This window comes from Streptomyces sp. NPDC004610 (genome assembly GCF_040609715.1).
Taxonomy (GTDB): Bacteria; Actinomycetota; Actinomycetes; order Streptomycetales; family Streptomycetaceae; genus Streptomyces.
Map to the genome: position 1 here is coordinate 67,286 of NZ_JBEXLA010000018.1, position 16,384 is coordinate 83,669.

The 16,384-nt window shown below is 73.3% G+C and carries 13 protein-coding genes; all 13 read right to left on the reverse strand.

Annotated elements, in window-relative coordinates:
- Positions 1 to 143: 143 nt before the first annotated feature.
- On the reverse strand, positions 144 to 2,468 hold the full coding sequence (locus ABZX40_RS21035) for an esterase-like activity of phytase family protein (RefSeq protein WP_355740305.1): 2,325 nt from the start codon (positions 2,466 to 2,468) through the stop codon (positions 144 to 146).
- Between the two features lie 292 nt (positions 2,469 to 2,760).
- Entirely contained in the window at positions 2,761 to 3,378 is a 618-nt protein-coding gene (locus ABZX40_RS21040) for a hypothetical protein (protein ID WP_355740303.1), read from the reverse strand.
- Positions 3,379 to 3,517: 139 nt separating this feature from the next.
- Complete coding sequence (locus tag ABZX40_RS21045; protein WP_355740301.1) at positions 3,518 to 4,789, reverse strand: hypothetical protein; 1,272 nt, start codon at positions 4,787 to 4,789, stop codon at positions 3,518 to 3,520.
- Positions 4,790 to 4,947: 158 nt separating this feature from the next.
- On the reverse strand, positions 4,948 to 6,837 hold the full coding sequence (iolD, locus tag ABZX40_RS21050; protein ID WP_355740299.1) for a 3D-(3,5/4)-trihydroxycyclohexane-1,2-dione acylhydrolase (decyclizing): 1,890 nt from the start codon (positions 6,835 to 6,837) through the stop codon (positions 4,948 to 4,950).
- Complete coding sequence (gene iolB / locus ABZX40_RS21055; RefSeq protein WP_355740297.1) at positions 6,834 to 7,715, reverse strand: 5-deoxy-glucuronate isomerase; 882 nt, start codon at positions 7,713 to 7,715, stop codon at positions 6,834 to 6,836. Before iolB ends, iolD begins: the two co-directional genes overlap by 4 nt.
- On the reverse strand, positions 7,712 to 8,623 hold the full coding sequence (locus ABZX40_RS21060) for a deoxyribose-phosphate aldolase (RefSeq protein ID WP_355740295.1): 912 nt from the start codon (positions 8,621 to 8,623) through the stop codon (positions 7,712 to 7,714). Before ABZX40_RS21060 ends, iolB begins: the two co-directional genes overlap by 4 nt.
- Positions 8,620 to 9,579: a 5-dehydro-2-deoxygluconokinase gene (gene iolC, locus ABZX40_RS21065; RefSeq protein WP_355740293.1), complete on the reverse strand. Its 960-nt coding sequence runs from the start codon at positions 9,577 to 9,579 to the stop codon at positions 8,620 to 8,622. Before iolC ends, ABZX40_RS21060 begins: the two co-directional genes overlap by 4 nt.
- A complete protein-coding gene (locus ABZX40_RS21070; protein ID WP_355740291.1) occupies positions 9,576 to 10,613 on the reverse strand; it encodes a 6-phosphogluconolactonase in 1,038 nt (345 codons plus the stop codon). The genes iolC and ABZX40_RS21070 overlap by 4 nt, the downstream gene beginning before the upstream one ends.
- A 4-nt stretch (positions 10,614 to 10,617) precedes the next feature.
- Complete coding sequence (locus ABZX40_RS21075; RefSeq protein ID WP_355740289.1) at positions 10,618 to 11,454, reverse strand: carbohydrate ABC transporter permease; 837 nt, start codon at positions 11,452 to 11,454, stop codon at positions 10,618 to 10,620.
- 3 nt (positions 11,455 to 11,457) lie between these two features.
- Positions 11,458 to 12,450, reverse strand: a complete 993-nt coding sequence (locus tag ABZX40_RS21080) for a sugar ABC transporter permease (protein WP_355740287.1) — start codon at positions 12,448 to 12,450, stop codon at positions 11,458 to 11,460.
- The gene (locus ABZX40_RS21085) at positions 12,447 to 13,844 is read right to left on the reverse strand and encodes an extracellular solute-binding protein (protein ID WP_355740285.1); all 1,398 of its coding nucleotides are present in this window, start codon (positions 13,842 to 13,844) and stop codon (positions 12,447 to 12,449) included. The genes ABZX40_RS21080 and ABZX40_RS21085 overlap by 4 nt, the downstream gene beginning before the upstream one ends.
- 130 nt (positions 13,845 to 13,974) lie before the next feature.
- Positions 13,975 to 15,024: a sugar phosphate isomerase/epimerase gene (locus ABZX40_RS21090; RefSeq protein WP_355740283.1), complete on the reverse strand. Its 1,050-nt coding sequence runs from the start codon at positions 15,022 to 15,024 to the stop codon at positions 13,975 to 13,977.
- Positions 15,021 to 16,190, reverse strand: coding sequence for a Gfo/Idh/MocA family oxidoreductase (locus ABZX40_RS21095; RefSeq protein WP_355740281.1), 1,170 nt, complete (start codon positions 16,188 to 16,190; stop codon positions 15,021 to 15,023). Before ABZX40_RS21095 ends, ABZX40_RS21090 begins: the two co-directional genes overlap by 4 nt.
- Positions 16,191 to 16,384 lie beyond the last annotated feature (194 nt).

A 16,384-nucleotide genomic window follows, 5' to 3' on the forward strand; every position in this document is an offset into this window, starting at 1 on the left:
CGGAGTGACTCGCGTGGGGCGGGTGAGGTGGCGGACCTGAGGGACCGGTCAGGTGGAGGAGGGGCCGTCGCCGTGCTCAGGACGGGGACGCGCGTGTGCCCCGGTCGGCGGGAGCGACCGGGGCACGCGGGCGGCGGTGGGCGTCAGCCGCGGTGGCCGAAGATCTTCTTGCTGGAGCCGAGATCGAGGAAGACGGTCTCGCCGGTGGCGTCGTCCAGGCCGTCGTTGTCGGTCACGGCGTACACCTCGCCGTTTCCGGCCACCGTCAGCCCTTCCAGCTTCTCCTGCGTCCAGCCGTTGGTCTCGCGCAGCTCGGGCAGGACGTCGTAGGCGAGCTTCTTGGGCAGTACCGGCAGGGAGCCGGGCTGTGCGGCCGACTTCGGCAGGTCGACCGTGTAGATCCGCTTGATCCTGGCGGCCGGGCCGCTCAGTTTGTCGCGCTCGATGACGGCGAGCTTGTCCCCGACGACGGTGATCTCGGAGAGGCCGATCCAGTCCCCCGGTGTGGTGGTGGAGCCGAGGCGGTAGCCGAAGAAGCTCCAGGTGCCGGCCTCGACGTCATAGCGGCCGAGGCGGACGGTGCCCGCCGGGTCGGTCTTCACCTCGCGCTGGAGGGCGACCCACAGGATCTCGCGGCCGTTGCGGTCGGTGGTGCCGGTGACACCCTCGACGCCCTGGCTGCCGAGGCCCGCCGCGACCTCGGCGGGCAGGGACACGGTCTGCCGGGTCACCCCGTCGCGGTCGAGTCGGACCAGTTGGTTGCCGGGCCCGGTCTTGCCCTCGACGGCGAGCCAGTAGCCGCCCTGCGGCCGGGCGAAGATGCCCTCCGCGTCATGGCCGACCGGCTTGCCCTGGGCGTCCTTCACGGTCAGCGCCCTGGTGATGAGCGCCGGCTCGCGGGCGGTGTCGACGGTGAGGATCCGGGTGGGTGTGTAGGCCGCGTCGGTGACGGAGTACAGCTGCTGCGACCGGCCCGGTACCGCCGACAGCGCGCCCAGCGCACCCCAGCCGATGGGTGTGCCGTCGGAGTCGTCGGCCGAGACGATGGCGGGGAAGTCGGGTGTGTCCTTGCCCAGCTCGAAGAGGCTGACGGAGGACCGGACGCCCGCCCCGGCGTCGTCCACCTCGCTGGAGACGGCGAGCAGGTCACGCGACGGGATCGGCAGCAGGCCCTCGGGGCCGTTGGTGGTGGGCAGGAGCTGGCGGAAGACCGGGCGGGTCGGGCGGCTGATGTCGTACACGGCAACGAAGTTGCTGCGCTCGGAGCCGACGAAGGCGTAGCGGACGCCGTCGTACTCGGCGATGGCGAGGCCCTCCGGCTCAGATCCCTTGTTCTCGGAGCGGTCCTCGTTGAACAGGCCATGCTCCACGGCCAGCCGCTCGAAGCTGTTGCCCGCGTCCCAGACGACGTCCCCGGTGCGGCTGTCGAAGACGGTCCAGCCCCGGGTGCCGCCCTTCCAGTCGCCCTCGTTGGCGGTGGCCAGATAGCGGTCGTCGATCCAGCCGACGGCGTCGGGCTCGCGCGGCACATCGGTGATCGAGCCGGTCAGGTCGATCGTGCCGTCCTCGACGGTGTCGATCCCGGCCACGGACGCCGTGCCCGCGCTGAACGCCTTGGTGACCCGGCCGGTCGGCAGGTCGATGAGGACGATGCCGTTGTTCTCCTGGAGCGTGACGACGAGCTGGTTGCGGCTGTTGACCGAGACGTACTCCGGCTCCGGGTCCGTCGGCGCGGCGATACCGGCGGCGGCGAGCGCGGGCAGCGCACTGCCGTCGCCCCGCGTCAGCGGCACCGGCCGCAGCCGCCAGCTCCCCGGCGACGAGGCCGACTTGAGGTCGATGATCTGGACGAATCCGCCGGGCGCCTGCGGCAGGTCGCCCTCCTCCGCGCCGGGCGGGGTGGCCTCCTCGTCGCGCTCGTTCTCCATCGCGATCGCGGCGTACCGCTTGTCCTTGCTGATCGTGATCGAGTCGGGCTGGCCACCGAGGTCGAAGGTGGCGACGCGCTTGCGGTCGCGCAGCGAGATCACGTCGAGCCGCCCGGAGGGGCTGGTGTAGCTCTCGCTGGTGTTCACCACGACCAGGACGTACTGGCCGACCACGGAGACGGACGTCGGCTCGTCCTCGGCGTTGCCCAGCTCGGCGAGCGAGAGGGTGCCCAGGCCGCGCGGGCGGTCGGGGTCGGCGATGTCGAGGAAGCCGATCCGCCGGGCCACGCCGTCGGTGTAGACGAGGGTGCGGCCGTCCTCACTGACCGTCGATATCTCCGCCACGGTCTCGGCGGCCGGGTCCTCGCCGGTGGGCCGGTTCTGGAAGACCGGGTAGGTCGCGGTGCGCTCGAACGCCGTCGGCTTCGCACCGTGGGCCGCCCCCGCGCGCTGCTCCGCGCTCGCCACGCCCCCTCCGGCCAGCGTCCCCGCTGCCAGGGACAGCACCGTGAGCGCGGCATACGTTCTCTTCTGGGACATCGTTCCCCTCCCATACAGTCATTACAGCGCCGGATCGTGCCACTTACGGACAAGTGCCGACGGAGTGGCCGGATGAACAACCGGCAAAGATCAGTTACGTCGGCCGTGTGGTGGCGGGCGCGCGGTGTGCCCGCCTGCCCGCCCGTCAGTCAGCAGAGTCAGGAAAGCAGGTCGGCCGAGGAGCGGTGCCTCGGGGGCGGGATCGGGGAGCGGGGGCAGGACCGGCCCTCGCTCGATCGCCCGGCCGAGTGGCCGACCGGGGCACCTCGGCGAGTGGGGCGCCCCGAGGGTGTCAGGCCTCGTCCGGCGCCGGGTCGTCCAGGACCGTCCCGGCGACACGGTCCGCCAGATCCTCCCAGGGGCGCGGCGCGATCACCGGAACTCCGGCCGCCCGTGCCCGCGCGGCGAGCGTGCGGCCGTAGAGCACGCTGACCCGTGCGCGGTGGCGCTGGGGTCCGGATTCGGGCTCTCGGCGCAGATAGTTGGCGGTGACCCGTGCCTCGTCGTCCTCGTGGAGCAAGACGGCACGGACCCGGCCGTCGGGCGTCACCGGCGACGGGAGGATGTAGTCGCCCTCCAGGATCACCGGGGTGTCGGTGCCGACATGGTTGGCCACCACCGCCTCCACCGCCGGTGCCAGCACTTCGGCGATCGCGAGCTGTCGCTCGGCCACCGACTCGGGCGCCTCATGGGCGGCCTCCGGCCGGGTGCGCCAGATGTGGACCTCGGGGAGGTGCTCGGGCCGGGTGACCGCGAGGAGCGCCTCCACGATGTCATCGACCTCCACCACGGGGACGTCGTAGCGCCGGGCCAGTGCCCGGCTGACACCGGTCTTCCCCATCCCCGAGGCGCCCCCGACGACGAGAACGCGCCAGTCGGCCGGGCGTTGGGCCTCATCCGTACCGTTCACGCGGTCAGGGTAGCGGGGCCCGATCATCGGCCGGGACGGCGGTGCGCGGCGTGCCCGCTCGCCCGGACCTCCTTGCCCGGAGGGGCAGATCGCGGCGGCGCGCAGGCCGGGTGAGCTGCGGAACCGGCGGACTGTTCGGTCAGGGCGTCGGCGGTTCCGGGTCCGGTGGGGCCGGGGTGAGGGCGGCGATGTCGTTGCCGAAGCCGGTGACGAGGGTGCCGTGCGGGGTGACGGTGAGGGTGTGGACGGGGGCGGGGAAGACCAGTTCCCGGCCGATCTGCCGTCCGGTGGCGGGGTCCCACAGGCACACCGTTCCATCGGAGCCGCCGGTGACGATCCGCACGTCGCCGCCGATGACCGTGGTCGCCACCGCGGACACGGTGCCTTCGTGACCGGCCAGCCTGCCGGTCTCCCGTCCCGTGGCCAGGTCCCAGACGCGCACGGTGGCGTCGTGGCCCGCCGTGATCGCGTGGGGCCGGCCGCCGACGACGGCTGTCGCGAGCGCCCACGCCTCGCCGTCGTGGCCCGCCAGTGGCTCTCCGACCGGTTGTCCGGTGGTCAGATCCCAGGTCCAGACCGCGCCGCCGCTCATACAGGCGACCGCGTGGGGCCTGCCCTCGACCACCCAGGTCTCGACGGCCATCAGGAAGTCGTCGTGCCCGGTCAGCTCGCCGATCTGTTCGCCACCGGCCAGATCCCAGATCCGCACGGCTGTGTCGTCGTCACTGGCCAGCGCACACGGACGGCCCCGGACGACGGCCGTGCCCACGCACCACACCTCACCGCTGATGCCGGGCAGTTCGGCGGTCCGCCGCCGGGTGGTCAGGTCCCACACCCGGACCGCCCAGTCACCGGCCGTGACGGCGTGCGGGCGGCCGTCCACCTCCTCCGTCGCCACCGCCCACACCCTGCCGTCGCTGCCGCTCATGGGTTCGCCGACGGGGCGGCCGGTGTCGAGGTCCCGCACCCGCACCGACTGGTCGTCGCTACCGGAGACCACGACTCGTCGGCCGTCCAGGAGGGCGGTCACCACCGCCTTCACCCCGCCGGTGTGACCTGACGGGTTGATCCGGGAGTACGGGTCTTCCCGCGTGCCGGTGGACCACCGCACCCGCCACGGCTCCGGGTCCGCGTCCGCCACGGGCACGGCGGCGAGCCGCTGCGACAACTCCCGGTCCCCGTACCGGGCCACGTCCAGGGCCAGCAACTGCCGCCGCACCCAGGGCGGCGCGTCCCGGTGGATGTCCAGCGACGCCCGGTAGACCGCCGCCACCAGCTCCGCACCGGGAACCGGCACCTCCAGAACCCGCTGTGGATCAGCGTTCACCAGCCATCGCAGATCCGTCCATGACCCTCCCGTCCCCGAGGGATCCGGCTCGGAGGGGGTCGTGGGAACGCCGTCTTCACTCATGGCCGAACTCTAGTGACGCGGGCGGACGGGTCGGCCGGGTCGGAGCATGTGCGGTCCGGTCCGTGCTACGGCGACGCCGGGCCACCCCGATGCCATGTCAGCTCCGCTGCTCCCATGGGGAGTGAGGGCCGCCTCATCGGCGGCGACGCCGGTCTGTCTCAGTCCACCGGGCGCAGCAGCGGCCTCTGGGCCTCCTTCTCCTGCTCGTAGCCGTCGCGCGCCGCCGTTGTCGAGGCAAGCGTCGACACCTCGGCCACCGGTACCTCCCACCATGCCTGCGAGGAGGGCGAGGCGGCCAGGGGGTCGGTCTCGATGTGGACGACCGTGGTGCGTTCGGCGGCGAGGGCCCGGGTGAAGGCCGCGCGGAAGGCGTCGATGCCCGTGGCGCGGAGGACGTCCGCGCCCAGGCTCGCCGCGTTCGCGGCCAGGTCGACCGGCAGGTCCCCGCCCTCGTGGCGGCCGGTGGCCTCGTCCCGGTAGCGGTAGCGGGTGCCGAAGCGCTCGGAGCCGAGGGACTCGGAGAGCGCGCCGATGGAGGCGTAGCCGCGGTTCTCCACCAGCACGATGACCAGTTTGAGGTTCTCGGCGACCGCCGTGGCGATCTCCTGGGCCATCATCAGATACGAGCCGTCGCCGACCAGGACGACCGCCTGGCGGTCCGGGGCGGCCATCTTCACACCGAGGCCGCCCGCGATCTCGTAGCCCATGCAGGAGTAGCCGTACTCGACGTGGTAGCCGAGCGGGTCCGTGGGGCGCCAGAGTTTGTGCAGGTCGCCGGGGAGGGAGCCGGCGGCGCTGATGACCACGTCATGGTCGGCCATGGCGTCGCGGATCGCACCGAGGATCTCGCTCTGGGCGGGCAGCGGGGTGTTGCGGCGGGTGAAGGCGGCGGTGGTCCGGTCGTTCCAGTCATGGATCAGCCGGCCGGCCCGTGCGCGGTGGGCGGCGGGGGTGGTGTGGCCGGTCAGGGCGCGGTGCAGGGACTCGATGCCGGTACGGGCGTCGGCCTGGAGCATCAGCGCGGACTGCTTGGCGGCGTCGAAGGAGGTGATGTTGAGGTTGATGAAGCGGACGTCCGGGTCGGTGAAGAGGGTCCGGGACGCGGTGGTGAAGTCCTGCCAGCGGGTGCCGATGCCGAGGACCACGTCCGCCTCGCGGGCCAGGGTGTTCGCGGACGGGCTGCCGGTGTGGCCGATGCCGCCCGCCGCGGCCGGGTGACCGTGGGGCAGGGCCGCCTTGCCCGCCTGGGTCACGGCGACCGGGATGCCGGTGACGGCGGCGAACCGGGCCAGGGCGTCGCTCGCGTCGGAGTGGATCACCCCTCCGCCCGCCACGATCAGGGGGCGCTCGGCGTCGCGGAGCAGTCGTACGGCCGCCGTCAGCGCGCGGTCCTCGGGGGCCGGGCGGCCCACGTGCCACACCCGCCGGGCGAAGAACTCCTCGGGGAAGTCCCATGCCTCGGCCTGGACGTCCTGCGGCAGGCAGAGGGTGACCGCGCCGGTCTCGGCCGGGTCGGTCAGGACGCGCATCGCCTGGGTCGCGGCGGAGAGCAGTTGCTCGGGGCGCCAGATCCGGTCGAAGAAGCGGGAGACGGGGCGGAAGACGTCGTTGACGGTGATGTCGGCGGCGTACGGCAGCTCCAGTTCCTGGAGGAGGGGGCTCGCGGACCGGGTGGCGAAGGTGTCGCCGGGGAGGAGCAGGACGGGCAGGCGGTTGATGGTGGCCAGGGCGGCGCCGGTGACCATGTTGGTGGCGCCGGGGCCGACCGAGGTGGTGCAGGCGAGGGTGGACAGACGGCGGCGGGTGCGGGCGAAGGCGACGGCGGCGTGCACCATGGCCTGCTCGTTGCGCGACTGGTAGTAGGTCAGGTCGTCGGGCTGCTGGAGCAGTGCCTGTCCGACGCCGGCGACATTGCCGTGGCCGAAGATGCCGAAGCAGCCCTCGATCAGGCGGTGTTCGACGCCGTCGCGCTCGGTGTACTGGCGGGACAGGAACGACACGAGGGCCTGGGCGGTGGTGAGGCGCCGGGTCGGGCGGGGGGTGGTCATCGGGGGCCCTCCGGGTCGCACAGGGGGACGCGCGGGTCGGTGGCCATGCCCTCCCAGGAGGCGCGTACCCAGTGGTGGGCGGGGTCGTCGCCGCAGGCCATGGTCCGCTCGGGGTGCGGGCCCGCGAGGACGTTGAGGTAGTACATCGGGTAGCCGGGGGCGGCCATCGAGGGGCCGTGGTAGCCGCGGGGCACCAGGACCGCGTCACCGTGGCGGACCTCCGCGAGGACGTCCACACCGTCCGCGTACACCCGCTGGTAGCCGAGGGGCGCGGCGCCGGGGCCACCGCCCGTCGAGCCGAGTTCGAAGTAGTAGATCTCTTCGAGCACGGCCTCACCCTCGCCCCGCTCGTCGTGCTTGTGCGGGGGGTACGAGGACCAGTTGCCGTCGGGGGTGAGGACCTCCACCGCGACCAGCCGGTCGCAGGGGAAGCCCTCGGGGGAGGCGAAGTTGTTGACCTGGCGGGTGGCGTTCCCGGCGCCCCGGGTCTCCACGGGGACGTTCCCGGCCGGTCCGTACGCCGGGTCCAGGCGTCGTGCGCAGCGGGCGGCGGGCAGGGCGAACCGGCCGCCGCCCGCCGAGTGGACGGTGACCTGGGCGTCGCGCGGGGCGTACGCGAAGTCGGTGACCCGGGTGAACACATCGGGGCGGCCGGTGAGTTCGACGGTGTGGCCGTCGGCGGTGACGCGGCAGGCGCCGGTCAGGGGCAGGACGACGCACTCGCTGTCGCCGGTGGTGAACCGTGCCGTCTCGCCGGGGGCGAGTTCCAGGACGCGGAGGGAGGCGTAGGTCCAGCCGGCGGTCTCGGGGGTGATGGTGAGGGCGAAGGCGTCGGTGGCCGTCGCTCCGGCGGGCAGGTGGAGGGGGCGGCGGGTCATCGGGGGGCCTCGTCCCGGCCGAGCAGGGCGACCGCCGTGTCGATGGCGCCGGACACATCGCCGTCCGGCGGGAAGAGCATGGTGCGGCCGATGATCAGACCGCGGACGTGCTCGATGCGCAGGGCGTCGCGCCAGGAGGCGTACATGGCGTCGGGGTCGCCGCCGCCCTCGCCGCCGAGGAGCAGGGTCGGCAGGGTGGTGGAGGCCATCATGCGCTCCATGTCGTCCACCACCGGCACCTTCAGCCAGGTGTGGGCGGAGGTGCGGCCCAGGCCCTGGGCGATGTTGTTGGCCCAGATCTGGGCGTCGGGCTCCAGGATGTTGCGGACCCGGCCGTCCTCGCGCACCGACCGGAACGGCTCGACCAGGGCCGTCAGCCGCCGTTCGGCGAGTTCGTTGACGGCCTGGGCGGTGCCGGTGAGGGTGCCCGCGGTGCCGGGGTCGGCGGGGTCGATGCGGAGCAGTATCTTGCCGCCGTCGAGGCCGCCTTCGGCGATGCCGCGGGCGTCGTAGCCGCCGAAGCGGTCGTCGAGTTCGAAGGAGGCGCCGGGCAGGCCGCCGCGGTTCATGGAGCCCAGCACCAGTTTCCCGTCGAGCGCGCCGAGCAGCATCAGGTCCTCGACCAGGTCGGCGGTGCCGAGGAAGCCGTCGACGCCGGGCCGGGAGAGGGCCTCCAGGCAGCGGGCCAGGAGTTCATGCCGGTCCCCCATGGCCGTGGGGTCGCCGCCGGCCGCGACCGCGCCGCGCGCCGGGTGGTCGGCGGCCAGGATGAACAGCGGCCGGGCGAGCCGCGCCGGGTCGAACCGGGGGCGGGCGGCGGCGGCCCGGCGGATGGCGTCCGGGTCGGTCAGCCGGATGCGCGCCACCGCGCCGGCATCGGCGGCGACGGGGCGGGGCGTGGTGCTCACTGCGGTGCTCCAGGGCTGGTACGGCGGCCGGCCAGCAGCCGGTCGATCTCCTCGGGGGTGGGCATGGCGTCCGCGCAGGAGTGGCGGGAGGCGACGATCGCGCCGGCGGCGTTGGCGTTCTCCAGCATCCGGGCCAGGGGCAGTCCGGCCACCAGCCCGGCCACCAGCGCCCCGCCGAAGGCGTCGCCCGCGCCGAGTCCGTTGACGACCTCGACCGGGACCGGCGGCAGGACCACGCTCTCGGTGGCGGTCCGCGCCAGGACCCCGGCGGGCCCCTGTTTGACGACGGCGAGACGCACCCCGCGTTCCAGCAGCAGATCGGCGGCCCGGTCGGGGTCGCGGGTGCCGACGGCCACCTCGACCTCGTCCCGGTTGCCGACCGCGACGGTGCAGTGCGCGAGGGCGCGGGCGTAGTGGGCCGGGGCGTCGGCCGGGTCGCTCCAGAACATGGGGCGCCAGTCCAGGTCGAAGACCGTGTCGGTGCCGGGTGCCCGGTCGGCGACGGCCCTCAGGGTGGTGTCGCGCGAGGGCTGCGCGGACAGGGCGCTGCCGGTGATCCAGACGACCCTGGCGCGGTGCAGGGCGGCGGTGTCCAGCTGACCGGGGGTGATCCGCAGATCGGGGGCGTCGGGCCGGTAGAAGTAGAGGGGGAAGGTGTCCGGCGGGAAGATCTCGCAGAGCACGACGGGGGTCTGCGCGCCGGGAACGGTGACCACATGCCGGTCGTCCACGCCGAAGCCGCGCAGCGCGGAGCGGACGAAGCCGCCGAGGGGGTCGTCGCCGACGCCGGTGGTGACCGAGGAGCGCAGTCCGTGCCGGGCGGCGGCGACCGCGACATTGGTGGCGCTGCCGCCCAGGTACTTGGCGAAGGTCCGCACCTCGGCGAGCCCGATGCCGGTCTGCTCGGGGTAGAGGTCCACACCGACCCGGCCGAGCGTCATCAGGTCGTAGGTCATGCCGGGTCCCGGGGGGCGCCGGGGGCCTCGCGGCCGACGGGCGGGGCGGGGGCCTGGTGGGAGGCGGCGGGGGTGCGGTCGACGGGCGGGGCGGGGGCCTGGCGGGATGGGGCGGCGGCATGGTCGGCCTGCGGGGCGGGGGCCTGGGGCGGGGCCGCGGCGGCACGGTCGGCCAGCGGGGCCGGGTCCCGCCGGGATCCGGCGGCGGCACCGTCACCCTGCGGGTCCGGGGCCTGGGGCGGGCCCGCGGCGGCACGGTCCACGTACAGGGCCGGGTCCTTGCACTGGGTGACGAGGGTGGCCGGCCAGGACGGGTCGTAGCCGGTGGCGTTGGTGAGGCGGCGGACGGCCTCGCGCTTGTGGTCGCCGTGCACCACCATGACGGCGCGGCGGGAGTGGGTGACGATGGTGCGGACGCCGACGGTGACCCCGTGGTGCGGGACCTCGTCGAGGGAGGCGAAGCCGGGGAAGGTGGCGAGGTTGTCCTCGCGGGTGGTGTCGGCGAGTTCGGTGACGCGGCTGCCGCTGTCCTCGGGGGAGCCGGGCGGGTTGAACGCGATGTGCCCGTCGGAGGCGCCGGAGGCGAGGATGAAGAGGTCCACGCCGCCCGCCCCGACCAGCTGCTCCTCGTAGGCGGCGGGGTCGGCCGGGTGCGGGAACCAGACGGCGTCCGCCGGGATGCCGCGGCCGGGTCCGGCGGCGGCGTTCAGCGGGGCGACGATCTCCTCGTCGGCGAAGCGGTGGCAGCTGTTGTGGGCGCGGTGGGGGACGTCCTGGTAGCCGCCGCCGGGGGCGGGGACGACGTACTCGTCCATCATGGCGATCACGACATGGCGCAGGTCGAGTCCGCGCTCGGCGGTGAGGACGGCGAGGGCGTCGTAGACCGGCTTGGGGCTGCGTCCGCCGGGGCAGCCCAGGACGTAGCGGTGTCCGGCGCGGCCAGCCTCGGCGATGCCGTCGGCGATCTCGTGGGCGAGGGTCTCGCCGAGGGCGTCGGGGCCCTCGAAGACGCGCGGGGACAGGGTGGCTGACACGGTGTTACTCCTTCACGGCCCCGGCGAGCATGCCGCTGATCATGCGGCGCTGGAGGGCGATGTAGCTGATGAGCACGGGAAGCGCGACCAGGACGGCCGCGGCGGCGGTGACGCCGGGGTCGCTGTTGCGGCGGTTGCCCGCGAAGAACGACAGGGCGAGCGGTGCGGTCTGCACGCTCTCGTTGTCCGGGACGAGGACGAGCGCCAGCAGGAACTCGTTCCAGGCGAAGAGGAAGAGCAGGGTGGCGAGGGTGCCGATGGCGGGGATCGACATCGGCAGCAGGATCGAGCGCAGGGTCCGGAATTTGGAGGCACCGTCGACGGAGGCGGCCTCGCGCAGGGCGGGCGGGGTGGAGTCGAAGAAGGTCCGCATCCAGAAGATCGCGAACGGCAGGGAGAGGCCGATCTGCGGGAGGATCAGCGCCCAGTAGGTGTTGATCAGGTCCCAGGACTTGAGCTGGTGGTAGAGCGGGATGACGGTCGCCTCGTAGGGCATGACCAGCCCGGCCAGGAGCAGGACCAGCAGCAGGCCCTTGAGGGGGAAGGGGAAGACCGCGAAGGCGTAGCCCGCGAGCACGGCCAGCAGGATCGTGACGACCACGACGACGGTGGCGACCAGCAGGCTGGAGATCAGCGGCTGGGCGGAGAGCCCCCGGTCCCAGGCCTCGGCGAAGTTGTCGAAGCTGATGGATGTGGGGAGGGAGAAGCCGCTGTGGCGGCTGCCCGGCTCGCTCAGGGCGAGCAGGACGACGGACAGGAACGGATAGAGCGCGAGGAGCGCGGCGACGCACAGGATGGCGTGGCCGATGACGCTCTGGCGGCGGCTGCTGGTGGTGATCATCCGTCAGCTCTCCTTCCCGCGCACCAGGCGCATGATGAGGGCGGTGACGACGAGGACGACCGCGGTCAGGCAGATGGAGATCGCGGAGGCGGCGCCGACCTCGCGGGTGAGGAACGCTCCCTGGTAAATGAAGACGCTGGGGACCGTGGTGGAGGAGCCGGGGCCACCGGCGGTGGTGTTCCACACCAGGTCGAAGTTGCGCAGGGCGTAGGTGACGGTGAGCACCAGGGCGACCGCGCACTCGCCGCGCAGGGCGGGCAGGGTGACGGTGAAGAACTCCCGGATGGGGCCGCAGCCGTCGAGGCGGGCCGACTCGTACAGTTCCACCGGGATCTTCTGCACCCCGGCCAGGAACAGCACCATGCACAGGCCGAACATCACCCAGGTGCCGATGAGTCCGACCGAAGGCAGGGCGGTGGAGTAGTCGCCGAGCCAGGCGCGGGCCAGGGAGTCGAGGCCGACGGCGCGCAGGATCGCGTTGAGCGGGCCGTCGATGTCGTACACCCAGCGCCAGGAGACCGCGACGACGACGGTGGCGAGGATCTGGGGGAGGAAGAGGACGGCGCGGAAGAAGGTGAGGCCGCGGACCTTGATCCGGGACATCAGTCCGGCCAGGGCCAGGCCGATGGCCACCGGGAAGAAGGAGTAGAAGACGACGAAGACCAGGGAGTGGGCCATCGCCGCGGGGATCCGGCCGTCGGTGAACAGGGCGGTGTAGTTGTCGAGTCCGGCCCAGCGGCCCAGGGTGATGCCGTCCCAGTGGAACAGCGAGACCCAGGCGGTCTGGCCGAGCGGGCGCAGCACGAAGAGGAAGTAGAAGAGGGCGGCGGGCGCCAGGTAGAGGAAGGCGGGCCAGTACTGGCGGGCGGCCCAGGCGCGCACGCCCTTTCCTCCGGTCGTGGGGCGCTCGGGCGTCTTCGCCGTCCCGGAGCCGGTGCCGGTCCCGGTGCCGGTGCCGGTGCCGGTCCGGGTGGCGGGTGCGGTGGGGCTGCTCACGAGTTGTCCTCGGCGTCGGCCTGGGCGGCGGCCCGCTGCTTGTCGGCGAACGCCTGCCAGTCCTTCTGGAGGCCCTGGGTGAAGCCGGCCGGGGTGATGCGTCCGGAGAGCAGGTCCTGGGTGGTGGCGCCGACGGTGTCGTACATGGTGGTGGAGGCCCAGTCCAGATAGAAGTTCTGGCCGTCGTCGGCGAGGAGCTTCAGCCCGATGTCGTTGACCTGCTCGACGACGGGGCTGGCGGCCTTGACGCCGGTGCCGCCGGTGACGGGGGTGCGGCCCACGTCGGCGATGGTCTGGGCGAACTCCTCGCTCATCAGCAGGTCGAGGAAGGCGACGGCGGCCTCGGTGTTCTTGGAGTTGGCCGAGATATGCCAGCCGAGGCCGAGGGAGCCGACCGAGGCGCGGGTGCCGTCGGCGCGGGCGGGGAGGGTGAAACCGACCTCGCCCTTCATGGACTCCTGGAGGGTGGGCGCGTTCCAGGAGCCGGCGACCAGGAAGGCGCCCTGGCCCTGGCTGAACTTGGCTACGGCGTCGTCGGAGCTGATGCCGTCGTAGCCCTTGCCGAAGTAGCCGTCCTTCGCCCAGTTCTGGACGGTCCTGGCGGCGTCCTCGGTGCCCTGGTCGGCGATGGTGGCGCCGGGCACGCCGCTGATCCAGGAGCGGACGTCGCGGCTGGGCACGTTCTGCGCCTGGACGAGGCCGATGACCTGGCTGGCCGGGTACTTCTCGGCGTTGCCCAGCATGAGGGGCTGGGTGCCGGCCTCCTTGGCCTTGTCCAGGGCCCGGGTGAACTCCTCGTAGGTCTCGGGGGGCTCGATGCCCAGCTCGTCGAGGATCTCGGTGTTGTAGAAGACGCCGACGTACTCGGTGGCCGGGCTGATGCCGTAGAGGCTGCCCGAGCCGAAGAGCGAGCCGTCCTGCGACCAGCGGTACTGCTTGAGGGCGCCGTCGGTGAAGGTGTTCTCCCAGCCGTAGGTGCGCATGACGTCGTCCAGCGGGCGCAGCAGTCCGGCCTCGACCAGGGGGCCGTCGGTGCCGTAGCCCTGGTTGCCCTGGGCGAGGTCGGGCGCGTCGGAGCCGGACATCGAGTTCACGACGGTCTTCATCAGATCGTCGAAGCCCTTGGTGGTGACGTCGACGGTGACGTTCGGGTACTTCTTCTCGTACAGCGGGACGAGCTTCTTGAGGGTGCCCTCCTCACCGGCGTCGGCGAGGACGCGCAGGGTGGTGTCACCCAGTGCCGCGACATCCTCGGGGGTGACGCGGTCGGTGATACGGGGGCCCTGGATCCCGGAGGAGGCGGCCGGGCCGCCCGCTCCGGGGACACTGCAGGCGCTTGCCAGCAGGGCCGTCAGGGCGACGCCCGCGGCCAGGCTCCAACGCGGCTTCTTCATGGGTGCTCCGACTTCCGGGGCCCGCACCGTTGCGGGCCGGGAGACAGGGGTGAAGTGCAGATGGGGGGGTCAGGGGGTGGGGGGCTGGCGTGGCGGGGCTCCGGCGGGGGGGGGCTCCGGCGCGTGCGGCTCAGGAGTGTGCGGCGACCTTGGCCGCGAGCCAGGCGCGGTTGGCGCTCTGTTCGGCGGCCACCCGGGGGTAGAGGTCGGCGGGCGTCGGGGCGCGGTCCTGCTCCACCAGCAGCCAGTCGCGGTAGCCACCGCGCAGCAGCTCGGCGAGGAAGGCGTCGATGTCCACATCGCCCTTGCCGAAGGGCACGCAGACATCCGCCCACCAGATGTCGAAGTCCTTGCGTCCCTCGGCCTTGGCCCGCCGCAGGACGTCCAGGTCGACATCCTTCACATGCACATGGTTGATGCGCTCGCGCCACCGCCGCAGACAGTCCACCGGGTCGCCCCCGGCGAGCTGGAGGTGCGCGATGTCCAGGGTCAGCCCGACCTCGGTCAGCTCCAGCAGCCGGTCGACCTCCCAGGGCGATTCGACATAGGTGGAGATGTGCGGGTGGAAGGAGGTCCGCAGCCCGTACGAGGCGGCCAGCTCGACCGCGCGGGCGGAGAGCCGGGCCAGCCGTTGCCAGCCGGACTCGTCCAGGGCGAGGGACCGGTCGTCCCAGGCGCGGGCCGGGTTCTCCAGCAGGGCCTGACTGCCCTCGTCGGCGAGGATCGCGAGGGGCTGCTCACCGGACCGCTCGGCACAGGCGGCCAGCTCGCGGCAGGTCTGCTCCATGCGCCGCATGTCGTACGCGACGATGTCGTCGCCGAGGGCGTAGTGGACGGGGATGTAGGCACCGACGGCGGCCAGGCCGTGCCGGTCGAAGAGGGCGGCGGTCTCCTCGGGGGTGCCGAAGAAGCCGGGCGGGCCGAGTTCGCTGCCCTCGTAGCCGGCCTCGGCCATCGACGCGAGCAGGGCGTCGCCGGAGGCGCCGGAGCCGCCCGCGCCTTCGCCGTAGACGCCGTAGCTGACGGGGGCGTTGCCGAGCCTCGGGCGGGTGGTGGGCTGGGGGGTCGTGGGCTGCGGGGTGGTGGGCCGGTTGACGGTGGTCCGGGGGGCTGCGGTCTGGGGGTCGACGGCCCGGGGGGCGGTGGTCCCGTTGGCGGTGGGCCGGGGGTCGGTGGTCACTTGCCGTTCTCCTCTCCGGCCGCCTCGCCGCCGACCTTCACGCCGTCGCGGGCCGCGAGCGCGGCGAGCAGGGCCTGGAGGCAGCGGATGTCCTCGGCGGCGCCGGCCGCGCCGGAGCGGACCGGGGCGCCGTCGCGCACGGAGGCGGCGAACTCTTCCAGCTGGCGGACGAATCCGGTGTCGTAACCGGAGGTCACGGTGGCATCGCGGCGGACGCCGTTCTCGGCCCGCTCCACCCGCAGTGAGCTGCGGACATCGACCAGGTAGGGGGCCGCCATGTCCAGGCGGAGGCGTCCGTCGCGGGCCAGTACCGCGATCTCCTCGCCGTACTCGGGGTGGTCGGGCAGCCAGTTCCAGTTGAGGACCAGCCGGGCGCCGCCGCCCAGGTCGCCGGTGGCCAGCAGGCACGGCGGTTCGCCCTCGACGGGCCAGGGCCACAGCTCGGCGGAGTCGAACGCGGTGGGCAGGGTGAAGCCGAGGGCGCGCAGCACGGACAGTTCGTGGATGACGGAGCCGTTGAGGACATCGCGGTAGTAGCCCGCCAGCGCGGCGGGGACCTCGCCGAGGGCCTCGACGGTGCGCTCCGCCTCGTAAGCCAGTGCCTCCTGGACCACGGTCGGGTCGGCGTCGTCGGCGGGCCGGGCCATGCGCAGATGGGCGACCTGGGGCTCGTCGGCCGGGTGGAGCACGGTGACGCGGACGGTGCGCGGGGTGTCGAGAGCGGCCAGCTCGGCGGCGGCGACCTCGGTCAGCGGGTCGTACATCTTCATGTAGCCGACCTGGAGGACGAGGCCCCTGGCCGCGGCGAGCGCGCCCAGTTCCTCGGCCTCGGCGACGGTGAGGGCGAGCGGCTTCTCGGCGAGTACGTGCTTGCCGGCCTCCAGGGCGGCGCGGGCGGCCTGGGCGTGGGTGCCGGGGGTGGCGAGGAGTACGGCGTCGATGCCGGGGTCGGCGAGGACCGTCCCGTAGTCATGGGTGGCGCGGACGCCCGCTCCGGCCCCGGCGGCGACCTGTGCGGCCCGGGAGGGCGAGAGGTCGCACACCGCGGCCAGCTCGAAGAGGGCGCCCAGGCGCCGGACGGCGGGCAGGTGCACCGACTGGGTGATGGTTCCCGCGCCGATCACGGCGAGGCGGACCGGCGAGCTGACGGGCGTCGGCATCGACATCGGGACTTCCTTGGCTCTGCGGATGGAGGCGGCGGCACGGAGGGCCGGAGGGCGGGAGCCCCCGGGGTGGCTGCGCGGATGCGACCCGACTCCGGGACGCACGCGACCCGACTCCGGGACGCACGCGACCCGACTCCGGGACGCACGCGGCCCCGGACGGATAGCGGTCCCCACGACGGATGGCGGCCCCCACG

Coding starts and splice junctions, on each gene's coding strand:
- iolB (WP_355740297.1), bottom strand. CDS start 7,715: ATGACCCGCCGCCCCCTCCACCTGCCCGCCGGAGCGACGGCCACCGAC.
- ABZX40_RS21075 (WP_355740289.1), bottom strand. CDS start 11,454: ATGATCACCACCAGCAGCCGCCGCCAGAGCGTCATCGGCCACGCCATC.
- iolC (WP_355740293.1), bottom strand. CDS start 9,579: ATGACCTACGACCTGATGACGCTCGGCCGGGTCGGTGTGGACCTCTAC.
- ABZX40_RS21085 (WP_355740285.1), bottom strand. CDS start 13,844: ATGAAGAAGCCGCGTTGGAGCCTGGCCGCGGGCGTCGCCCTGACGGCC.
- ABZX40_RS21035 (WP_355740305.1), bottom strand. CDS start 2,468: ATGTCCCAGAAGAGAACGTATGCCGCGCTCACGGTGCTGTCCCTGGCA.
- ABZX40_RS21095 (WP_355740281.1), bottom strand. CDS start 16,190: ATGTCGATGCCGACGCCCGTCAGCTCGCCGGTCCGCCTCGCCGTGATC.
- ABZX40_RS21045 (WP_355740301.1), bottom strand. CDS start 4,789: ATGAGTGAAGACGGCGTTCCCACGACCCCCTCCGAGCCGGATCCCTCG.
- iolD (WP_355740299.1), bottom strand. CDS start 6,837: ATGACCACCCCCCGCCCGACCCGGCGCCTCACCACCGCCCAGGCCCTC.